The sequence below is a fragment of the Nocardia brasiliensis IFM 10847 genome, assembly GCF_000710915.1.
Taxonomy (GTDB): domain Bacteria; phylum Actinomycetota; class Actinomycetes; order Mycobacteriales; family Mycobacteriaceae; genus Nocardia; species Nocardia brasiliensis_A.
The window spans coordinates 112,483-122,450 of the sequence record NZ_BAUA01000042.1 but is presented as its reverse complement, the minus strand read 5'-3'; the positions used below and the strand labels follow the sequence as shown (position 1 = coordinate 122,450).

The window sequence follows — 9,968 nt, the reverse complement described above, 5'->3', positions numbered from 1 at the left end:
TAATGGCTGCGCCGAGCGGCCCGGTCGGCGGCCGCCGTGGTCCCGCGGCGCGCGACCACGGCGGTGCGCGCGCTACGACGAAACGTCGCCGATGCAGTAGCCCTGCGGGCCCGCCAGGACCGTGAAGGTACGTGTCTGGGTCACACCGGATGAATTCGTCACGGGCACCTCGACGGCGAGGTAGTCCCCGCGTAGCGCCTTGGAGCTGATCTCCTGATCCGCGAACTTGGCCGTCCCGGTGAGTTTGCCCGGGTTGTTCGCCAGCGGTGCGGCGACCGGCTTACCGGTGCCGCTGGGATCCCAGGCCGCGGGCGCGGCCTTGCACACCAGCGGATAGGTGCCTTCCTTGTCGGCCGGATCCAGCGGCTTGCCGACGAATCGAGCCAGGTAGCGCCGCACCGTGTGCCTGGCGTCGGCGTCGTTGTACTCGATCTCCGCGCCGCCGGTGGCCACCCGCGGGCAGGCGTAGTCGGTGTCCAATGCGGCGCGTTCGACGGTGACCGTGGTGCTCCGGTTCTGCCAGGTGATGCCGTCCGGGGTCGCGGTGCCGGGCTGCGCGAGCGCGGCCAGAATGGCCTGCTCGTTGCCGTACATGTCGGCGACATTGCGCGGCGCGATCGTCCAGCACTTGGCCTTCAGCTGCTCGACGGTGCTGGTCGGCAGGTCGTCGGCCCAGCGCTGCACGGCTTCCGGCAATTCGCGCACCGTGCCCGACGTGGGGACGACCACCGCCGGGGTGGTCGTCGCCGGTGCAGCGGTCGGCACGGCAGCGGCCGGGGTGCTCACCGCGGCGACCGCGCTCGGTGCGTCATCCTGCGGGATGCCGACCGTGGAGTCACAGCCCACGATGGCGAAGGCGCTGGTCACGGCTAATCCGCCGAGCACGGCACGGCGGGCGCCCCGCACCACCTTCCGCGCTGATTCCTGTTCGCGTCCACACAGTTTCGGTAGGGCGCTGTCCACTTCGACGATCCTCTTCTCTGCCTCCGGCGGCGGGCCGATCGGGGTCTGTGCCACACCGGGTGCGGCCCACATCGTGATGGCGCACTGCCGGATGGGACAGTCTGCGACTACGCTAGCGGAATTGTGGAACCCGTCTACCGCACGATCATCGGCTTGGCCCGAACCGTCTTCTTCGTCGAGGGGCTGAAGTTCACCGTCAAGGGCGATGAACATATCCCCGCGCAGGGTGGTGCCGTGCTCGCGGTCAACCACACCGGCTATATGGACTTCACCTACGCCGGGCTGCCGGTGCGCACGCCCAAGCGCTACATCCGGTTCATGGCCAAGAAAGAGGTCTTCGACGACAAGATCTCCGGCCCGATCATGCGCGCGCTCAAGCACATTCCGGTGGACCGGGGCGCAGGGGCCGACTCCTACAAGGCTGCTGTCGAGTATCTGCGACGCGGTGAACTCGTCGGGGTCTATCCCGAGGCGACCATCAGCCGCAGCTTCGAGATCAAGGAGTTCAAATCCGGCGCCGCGCGCATGGCTCTGGAGGCGGACGTGCCGATCATCCCGATCGTCATCTGGGGTGCGCAGCGGGTGTGGACCAAGGGTTTCCCGAAGCGTCTGGGTCGCACCAACACCCCGATCTCCATCGCGGTCGGCGCGCCCATCGCGCCGTTCGAGCCCGCCGCGGAACTGACCGCGAAACTGCGTGCGACCATGCAGGAAATGCTGCTCGACCTGCAAAAGGACTACGTGCACGAGCCGGGCGCGTACTGGGTCCCGGCCCGCCTCGGCGGTAGCGCTCCTACTCTGGAAGAGGCCGACGCGCTCGACGCCGCCGAGGCCGCGGAAAAGGCCGCACGCAAGAAGCCGGCCTCGTAACAGCGGAGAGTTTCGGATGGCGCGGGAACCGGTTTACGACCTACTCACCGGCCTGGTCCGCACCATATTCCTGGTGCAGGGCCTGCGGATCGATATCGCCGGACAGGAGCACATCCCGCGCACCGGCGGGGCCGTGCTCGCCGTGAACCACACCGCGTACCTGGACTTCATGGAGGTGGGGCTGGTCGGCCGCAAGTCCGGCCGCAACGTCCGATACATGATGAAGGCCGAGCTGGAACACGGCATCGTCGGCTTTCTGATGAAGCACTGCAAGGCCATCGGCGTGGACCGCACCGCGGGCGCCGAATCCTACGGCCGCGCGGTGCAGGCGCTGCGCGACGGCGAACTGGTCGTGGTCTATCCCGAGGCCACCATCAGCCGCAGTTTCGAGTTGAAGGAGTTCAAGTCCGGGGCCGCGCGCATGGCGATCGAGGCCGGCGTGCCGATCGTCCCGGTGGTGATCTGGGGCGCACACCGGGTGTGGACCAAGGACATCCCGAAAAAGCTGGGCCGCCACAACTTTCCGATCAACATCCGGGTCGCCGCGCCCATCCCCGCCGCCGAACCCGCCGAAACCCTCACCGCCACCCTGCGCGCCGCGATGTCCACCCTGCTCACCCAGGCGCAGGACAACTACCCGATGGAGCCCGGCGCCCGCTGGGTTCCCGCCCGTCTCGGTGGCACCGCCCCCACCCTCGACCAGGCCGCCATCCTCGAACAGGAAGAACTCGCCCGCCGCCGCGCCGCCCGCGACCACTAGTCCCACAGCGACTTGCCCGATGCCACACCGGTTCTCGGTGCGGCGGGTCTGTGGGTTCTACATGCGATGCAGCGGCCTGCACGGGGTGGGCGGCGGGAGCACGCCACGGAGGAAGGCAGTGGGCGGCACACCCATGAGCGCACGGAAGTCGGCGGTCATGTGGGACTGGTCGTAGGTCTACGAACTACCCTTCTAAACATGCAGGATGCGGTGAGAGCAGTTGTCTACGTGCGGATTTCGAAGGATCACGAAGGCGCTGGTCTGGGGGTTGAGAGGCAGCGCGCCGAGTGTGTGGAGCTTGCCGAACGGTTGGGTTGGACGGTCGTAGAAGTCTTTGAGGACAACGACATTTCGGCGTACTCCGGGAAGAAGCGACCGGCGTACACCGCGATGTGTGAGGCCATCGAAGAGGGTCGGGCGCAAGCGATTCTTGCTTGGCATACGGACCGGCTGCACCGGCGACCAATCGAGCTGGAGGCATTCATCGAGTTGTGCGAGCGCCGGAAGATCGAAGTCAAAACGGTGAAGACCGGGACCATGGACCTGTCGACGCCAGGCGGCAGGGCGTTTGCGCGGACTCTGGGGGTATACGCGCGACACGAAGTCGAGCACGCCATCGAACGGCAGAAGGCCGCCAAACGCCAGGCCGCGATGGACGGAAAGTATCGAGGCGGTCGGCGGCCGTTCGGCTGGGAATCGGATGGTGTATCACTCCGCGAAGACGAAGCGGAGGCCGTTCGAGACGGTGCGCGAAAGGTGCTCAGTGGTGTATCCCTCGGCCAGGTTGCGCGGGAATGGAATCAGGCTGGATTCCGAACATCGTTCAACGGCAATGAATTTCGCATTCAGACCGTGAAGCAGGTTCTGCTGCGGCACCGGAATGCGGCGCTGTCGCTCCATGAAGGGCAAGTAATCGGAGAGGCAACGTGGGAACCGATATTCGATCGCGACACTTTCACGGCCCTGCAGGCGCTGCTCAACGATCCGTCACGCTCTCAGGGCATGACTTGGGAGCGTAAGTGGATGGGGTCGGGCGTTTACGTTTGCGGTAAACCCGGCTGCGGTCGACTTATGACTACCCCGAAGGGGACTCGCAAACGCGGTCCCGGGCCTGCGTACACCTGCTCGGCAGCGCCGCATCTTTCCCGCGTCGCGGAGAAAGTAGATGCATTCGTGTCGGATCTGGTAATCGAGCGACTATCACGTGACGACGCCAGAGGACTGCTGAACGATGACGCAGACGTCGACCTCGACGCGTTGAAGACTAGGGAGGCCGCCATCGTGGCAGATCTCGATGACCTCATGCGATTGTTCAACGACAAGGTGATCATTGAGTCGCAGCTGAGGACGGGCACAGCCGACAAGACGCGCGAACTCGACCAGGTGCGAGCCGAACTCGCCAGCGCGCGAAAGCACTCGGTCGTAGCGGATCTTCTTCTGGCTGAGGATATTCGGGCTGAGTGGGAAAGCGAGCGATTCAGCCCGGACATGAGGGGGAAGGTCGTTGATGCTCTGATGACAGTGACCATCTTGCCGGTGCCGCGCGGTCGGCGGATCGGCGGTGCCTACTTCGATTCCTCGTACATCCAGATTGAATGGAAGACAGTATCTGCCTGACGATATAGGCACCCTCTTTGGATAGCCTCCCAAGGCTCAGTCTCCCAATTTCTCCGCTCACCGCTTGCTATCCCAACGCCTCTAGCCTCACGCCCAATGGGCGCAAGGCTTTCGGGAACCACCAACACTGTTGATCAGACTATGGAAGTGGCCGCGCCGCCGAGTCGGCGCGCTTCGCGTGAGCACATACTCGGAGCAGTCGGTTTACGGCGGACTTGCCAGAAAGCGCCGTGATTCGGGATTGGCCAGGCCTGACGGCCTAGTTAAGGACCATGTCGGTCATGCGGCCTGTCGCTCGAAATGCGCCATTTCAGTACATTTTTGCGACGGCTTTGCGCTCAAATTGGAGGGGCGTGCTGCTCGGAACAGCTCAGAGATGACATCCCGTTGCTTGGGGTCGAGCGGCGGAGCTTGGTCGACGATGGCTTTAACGCGCTCGTGCCAGTCGTTCGTGGTCATTCCCAGTAGCCGTCCAGAATAGAGACGACTTCGACCAACTCCTCGGGGTCGACCTTGAAGTTCCTTGGGCCGACGCGATATCCAGTCAGCAGGCCCCGATGGATGTATGAGCGGATTGTCTGTGAGGAACGCCCAACCATCCGTCCGCCCTCGCCCGTACTCACGAAGTTGGCAACCTGTTTCGGCTTCACTTCGCCGCCTCTCTATGAAGTTGTAGTGATGTCACGCGCACCGCACGTGCCCTCGCCTTCCATTACAAATGGATTGGCGGGGTTGCGCTAGATGATTGGATTGGGAACCAGCCGTGGATTCCGTATGGCCTGCGATCAAGTGAGTCGTCCGGTGACGCTGGGATCCCGGGTAGAGGGGTCCCGAGGCCCGGCGAAACTGGGGCTGAACCGCTCCTGCCTGGGCCAAGACGGCTCAGGCAGGTCCTCCGGTGCAGCGATGCGGCATCGAACGGTGGCGGGGATCGGGCCGAATTCTGACCTCCGATAAGTGATCGTTATCGGAGGCCATGCCGACCTCTCCGATGGCCGAATCTGAGCCTAAGACCGCAGTTCCCTCTTCTTCGCCTCGCTCAGGCACTTCGTGCAGACGCCGTCTTCGTACTTCAGCGCGGTCCACAAAATCCCCTGCTCCTTGGGTAGGAAGCTCATGTTGCGCGTGGGCTTGCCGCAGAGGGTTTGAAGTGCTCTTAGGTCGATAGGGTCGGTACCGGGGTGTGCGACGGCATGTTTGGTGCTCGCACCCCGCATCGTTTCGCGGTTCCCCCCACTCCCCATATTTGTGATGTCAATCGTCGGGCCCCATACCTCGAGGGCCGTGGCATATCCCGCCATCTGAATCACGTTCCTTGCAGTTTCCGTACTTCGTTCTCGCAGAACAGGCACCGATGCTCGTCGGCGAATGACGGGTCGGGCCACGGGCCGGGATTCGTGGGGTTAACTAACTCCAACGATGACGCTGACAACGAGCAGAACGTCCGGTCCTGTCCCGCTGGGACGGCGTGAATGACCGAGTCTTGGGTCAAGGTGGCGCGGTCGCCGTCCCAGAACCCAACGGGCAAATCTTCATACTTCACCGCCGTGGTGAACCTGTTCATCCACCGACGATAACTAGATATTCGCCAGTCTCTCTGAAATCGGACCAAATCGTGACTGAGCTGTGTGTATACCGTACGGTCAGCGGTCGCTGTCCTCGTCCTCGATGCGCTGGCGTATTGCCTCCACAGTGCGATCCTTCGCCACCCGCTGGGGCCAGACGATCGCGGCCACCCCAACCACAAGGGGCAGGACGAAGACGACGATCCAGCCCAGGAGGATCCACCCGTCATTCATCGAATCTCGGTGTCCCGCACGGATATCGGGTCGACGTCGATCGGTATGTATGTCACGGCTGCGATGGCCGACAGCGCATCGGCATGGAGTTCGCGTTCGAGCGCGCGGAATTCGTTGGGATCGACCGCCCACCCTTCAGCGTCGACCACCAACCATGATCCGTCGCTGCGCTGGAGGTAGCCGCCTGGCCCGTCGTCGGGTGCCAGCGCCAGTTTCTGGGCGTCTTCGTCGTCGCGTCGTGCGGGAAGGCTCATGGCCCGCCCCTTCCGCTGTCTGGAGTGGTTACTCCCGCCGCCGAGGATTCGAGATCAACCCGGCGGCGGCTGAATCAAACGCTAGGCGTGCATGTTTCGGCCTGGTGTTGTCTTCGCGTCCACAACCGTCTACAGCCGCGACAACACACGGCTACCGTTGGACCTATGCACCCCGGCGGGGAGAACGTCACAGGTGAGCGGCTGCGCGCAGCGCGGGAAGCCGCTCGGCTCAGCCTGTCCGCGCTGGCCGCGCGCACGCACTACAGCAAGGCGCTTCTGGGACTGCTGGAAACCGGGCAGCGCACGGTCCGGCCTGAGCACGTGCGCGCCTACGCGGACGCGCTCGGGGTCGGCTCCGCGCTGTTCGTCGAACCGGCCGATGGCGAACAGGCGGCAGCTGAATGGATGCGACGCGCGGCGGCCTCAGATATTGGAGGCGACACCCTCGAACGCCTGGAACTGGCCATCGACGACCTGGCCTCTGCCTATCCGACGACTGCGCCAGGCGAATTACTTGTACGCATCCGCCAGCATCTGGGCTATGCCGGGCGACTCATGGATTCCCGCAAGACCCTGACTCAGCACCGCCGGTTACTCGTAGCGGTCGGCTGGTTGTCGCTGTTGGGCAGCACCTGCCATATCGATCTGGGCGACACCCCTTCCGCAGCGGCCCGGGGCCACCTGGCGTGGAAGCTGGCCGACGAAGCGCAGCACCCGGAGATCGCGGCATGGTGCATGGAAACACGGGCGTGGCAACAGTTGATGGACGGAGCGTTCACCGAAGCAGCCGAGCTGTCCCGTGCCGCGCAATCCCTTGCCCCGGAAGGCAGTTCGGTCCACATTCAGGCCACGGCTCAGGAGGGCCGCGCGCTGGCCCGGCTAGGGGATACCACGGGAACCTACGGCGCGCTGCGAAGGGTTGCCCGGCTCGTGTCCGGACTCAGCGTTCCCGACCGTCCAGAACATCATTTCCGGTACGACCCGGCGAAATCTGATGCTTATGTGGCGACCACGCTGGCCTGGCTCGGTGATCCGGCGGCAGAGTCCTACGCCCGGCATGTCCTCGCCGATTTGTCCCGCGCGGCCTCTACCCGCCCGCGCCGGATCGCTATGGCGAGCTTGGATCTGGGTTTGGCGCTAGTCGCTGCCGACAAGCCCGACGAGGCTGCGGACGTGGCGCTGACCGTGGTGACGTCCGGCAACTTGGTGCCGTCGCACTACTGGCGTGTGTCTGAGGTGGTGTCCGGCATCGAGAACCGCGACGCCCCGGACGCGGCCGTGGTGCGCGAAGCGTTCCGAGACACCTACCAGGCGTAGCCGCCGTTAGGCGCGCGGTAGCGCCTGGCAGGCCGTTGGAGCAGGCAGTTTTCCTTTGAAGTACTTGTCAGGAGTTGTGCCCATGAGCGACCGGAAGTCCGACGTCATGTGGGATTGATCGTAGTAGCCGCTGACCGATGCCACCTGGGCGAGCGAGGTAGGTGAAATGTTGACCTTTGACTGGTCGTAGTAGCCGGCCTCGGCCGCGAGTCGCGCCAGCGATGGTGCACCGCCGGGTAACTGGGTCGGTCGCGATCGGTTCATCGTCTGGTTGGGGGCGCCGCCCAGCGCCGCCCCCGCCCCAGCGATGGTCCACGGCGTATCACCTGTGCGCTCGAGCAGTCGGCGGACGCGCGCTATTCGAGCGAAATGCTTGGGGGAGACGCCGATTCCGGCCGTGAAGAGGTTACGTAGTTGCCGCTCGCTGACGGCGATGGCAGCGGCTGTCTCGGGGACCGAACGTCCTGCCGACATCGCCTGCATCGCGGTCCGCAGGAGCCGCCGTCGCGCGCGTCGCGCCGGATCGTCGGAAATCCTCTGCGGGATCGCCTCTTCCAGGAAGCTGAACACCTCAGCGGGTGCCAACTCCAGCAGGTCCCTGGCGAAACCGGCTGCCGCACCCGGCAAGTCGGCGAGGCGAACGACGCGATCGGTGATCACCTGCGCAGGCACACCCAGCAGTGACTCGATGGCACCGGGCGCCAACCGCAGTCGGATACAGGACGTGGGCTTCCCCGGATACGGGTAGCTGGCCTTGGTCTGCGGTCCGACCACCAGCGCGTCCCACGGGCCGGCGGTCTCGGTGCGCAGCACGACCGTCGTCGCCGCGTGTGGGACATGCGCGAACGGTTCGCGCAGTTCCCGCACGACCGGAACGTGGCCGAGGTCGGTGAGCCAGGGCCGCAACGACTCCGGCGCGGGGACCACCTCTTCGATCGACTCGGAAAACAGGACGGACGCGCGTGGTGCAAGGGTGACTCGAGCGGAGTTCCGGACTGCCCCGACGGGCGTGGACCTTCGACCTGCACGGCGGGCAAGCGGTGCGACACTTGCGTTGTCGGCTAAGCCGGAGACCCCGAGGGACGCTTCCGTTACCTGAACGTCGCTGCTCCGGGCGGGGACGTCGCGGCGGCCGCGCCGACTGTCCGTCGGTGTGGGCGGAGGCGGCGTGGTCACCGTCGGCTCCGCGAGGAACGCGTTCGGCGGTTGGGCCTGCTGAACCGCCGGAAATCGGATGCGGCATCGATGATCACCAGATCAACTGTAAGCAGTTCCGGCCCGCTGAGGTGTGCCGAAATCTCCTAGAAAAGCCGGTCGGACCGCGAGCAGCGTGATGGTCATGATCCTGATCACCGGTGCGACAGGCACCATCGGCAGCGAAATCGTTCAGCAGTTGGCGGCGCGCGGCGAGCACGTCCGCGCCGTCACCCGCGATCCGGCGCGGGCGCAGCCGCCGCCGGGCGTCGAGGTGGTGCGTGGTGACTACACGGACCTCAACTCGATGACCGCGGCGATGGCCGGCGCCGAGGCGGCGTTCATCGTGGGCGTTCTCGGACCGGAGTACGCCGAGGCCGACCGTGCGCTGATCACGACCGCCCGCGACGCGGGGGTACGCCGCATCGTGAAACTGTCCGCCATCGGCACCGGTAGCGCCGACCTCGGCCGGGTCGGTACCTGGCATCTGCCCGGCGAGCAGGCGGCGCGGGAGAGCGGCGTCGACTGGACCATACTGCGCCCCAGCTCTTTCGCCTCGAACACGCTGAGCTGGGCCGAGGCCGTCCGCGAGGGTCGGCCGGTGCCGAGCATGACCGGTACGGGCACGCAAGGCGTCATCGATCCGTACGACGTCGCCGCAGTGGCGGTGGCAGCGCTGGTCGCTGCCGAGCACACCGGGCGCATCTATACCCTGACCGGTCCGGACCTGCTCACCAGCAGGGATCAGGCCGCCATCCTGTCCACCGTGCTCGACCGGCCGGTCGAGGTGGCCGACATACCGGACGAGGCCGCCCGCGAGCACCTGCGCGCGGCGGGCATGTCGGAGGAGTTCATCGACGGCGCGCTCGCAGGTCAGGCGTTCGTTCGGGCGGGTGGCAACGCGGTGCGCACCGACGATGTGCGCCAGGTTCTCGGCCGCGCGCCCCGCAGCTACGCAGACTGGGCGGCCGCCCATGCCGCGGCGTTTCTCGGTCCCGTCACGTCGGCCGCGCGCGTGACCGTCACCTAGTGCGACCCGGTCCTGTGAGTTGGCTGGCAGGCAGACGGGAGGTTGCCGAGAGTTCGACCCGGATCGTTGTGGAGAGCTGTTGCGCGACAGTACTTTTCGGGTACCGAACATCGCTCTACGGAAGGTCGAACTCATGATTCTGCTCTCGCTGCTGGCCGCGACGG

10 protein-coding genes are annotated in these 9,968 nt (G+C 65.5%); 5 read left to right on the top strand and 5 right to left on the bottom strand.

Annotated features, from left to right (window positions below; translation table 11 throughout):
- Positions 1-72 precede the first annotated feature (72 nt).
- Positions 73-963 carry a hypothetical protein gene (locus NBRGI_RS08390; RefSeq protein ID WP_235210890.1) on the bottom strand — a complete coding sequence of 297 codons (891 nt, stop codon included), beginning with the start codon at positions 961-963 and terminating at the stop codon, positions 73-75.
- Between the two features lie 123 nt (positions 964-1,086).
- Here NBRGI_RS08390 and NBRGI_RS08385 point away from each other — a divergent pair, with 123 nt between their 5' ends.
- The 3 genes from NBRGI_RS08385 (at position 1,087) to NBRGI_RS08375 (ending at position 4,210) form a co-directional block, all read left to right on the top strand.
- Positions 1,087-1,833 (top strand): lysophospholipid acyltransferase family protein, encoded by a 747-nt coding sequence (locus tag NBRGI_RS08385; protein ID WP_029894222.1) that lies wholly within the window; start codon positions 1,087-1,089, stop codon positions 1,831-1,833.
- Between the two features lie 16 nt (positions 1,834-1,849).
- Entirely contained in the window at positions 1,850-2,593 is a 744-nt protein-coding gene (locus NBRGI_RS08380; protein WP_029894220.1) for a lysophospholipid acyltransferase family protein, read from the top strand.
- Positions 2,594-2,791: 198 nt separating this feature from the next.
- The gene (locus tag NBRGI_RS08375; RefSeq protein ID WP_235210889.1) at positions 2,792-4,210 is read left to right on the top strand and encodes a recombinase family protein; all 1,419 of its coding nucleotides are present in this window, start codon (positions 2,792-2,794) and stop codon (positions 4,208-4,210) included.
- A gap of 279 nt (positions 4,211-4,489) precedes the next feature.
- Here the strand turns inward: NBRGI_RS08375 and NBRGI_RS47290 are convergent, their stop codons facing one another.
- From NBRGI_RS47290 to NBRGI_RS08355, 3 genes are all read right to left on the bottom strand, one after another.
- Positions 4,490-4,669, bottom strand: a complete 180-nt coding sequence (locus NBRGI_RS47290; protein ID WP_148310732.1) for a hypothetical protein — start codon at positions 4,667-4,669, stop codon at positions 4,490-4,492.
- Between the two features lie 1,184 nt (positions 4,670-5,853).
- The gene (locus NBRGI_RS48055; RefSeq protein WP_158439813.1) at positions 5,854-6,009 is read right to left on the bottom strand and encodes a hypothetical protein; all 156 of its coding nucleotides are present in this window, start codon (positions 6,007-6,009) and stop codon (positions 5,854-5,856) included.
- On the bottom strand, positions 6,006-6,263 hold the full coding sequence (locus NBRGI_RS08355) for a hypothetical protein (RefSeq protein WP_029894212.1): 258 nt from the start codon (positions 6,261-6,263) through the stop codon (positions 6,006-6,008). Before NBRGI_RS08355 ends, NBRGI_RS48055 begins: the two co-directional genes overlap by 4 nt.
- Before the next feature lie 165 nt (positions 6,264-6,428).
- On the opposite strand from NBRGI_RS08355, the gene NBRGI_RS08350 reads away from it, so the two are divergent.
- Positions 6,429-7,580, top strand: a complete 1,152-nt coding sequence (locus NBRGI_RS08350) for a helix-turn-helix domain-containing protein (RefSeq protein WP_036557955.1) — start codon at positions 6,429-6,431, stop codon at positions 7,578-7,580.
- 6 nt (positions 7,581-7,586) lie between these two features.
- On the opposite strand, the gene NBRGI_RS08345 is transcribed toward NBRGI_RS08350, so the two are convergent.
- Positions 7,587-8,507, bottom strand: a complete 921-nt coding sequence (locus tag NBRGI_RS08345; protein WP_029894208.1) for a helix-turn-helix domain-containing protein — start codon at positions 8,505-8,507, stop codon at positions 7,587-7,589.
- Positions 8,508-8,919: 412 nt separating this feature from the next.
- Here NBRGI_RS08345 and NBRGI_RS08340 point away from each other — a divergent pair, with 412 nt between their 5' ends.
- Positions 8,920-9,804 carry an NAD(P)H-binding protein gene (locus tag NBRGI_RS08340; RefSeq protein ID WP_051727579.1) on the top strand — a complete coding sequence of 295 codons (885 nt, stop codon included), beginning with the start codon at positions 8,920-8,922 and terminating at the stop codon, positions 9,802-9,804.
- The last annotated feature ends 164 nt before the right edge of the window (positions 9,805-9,968 follow it).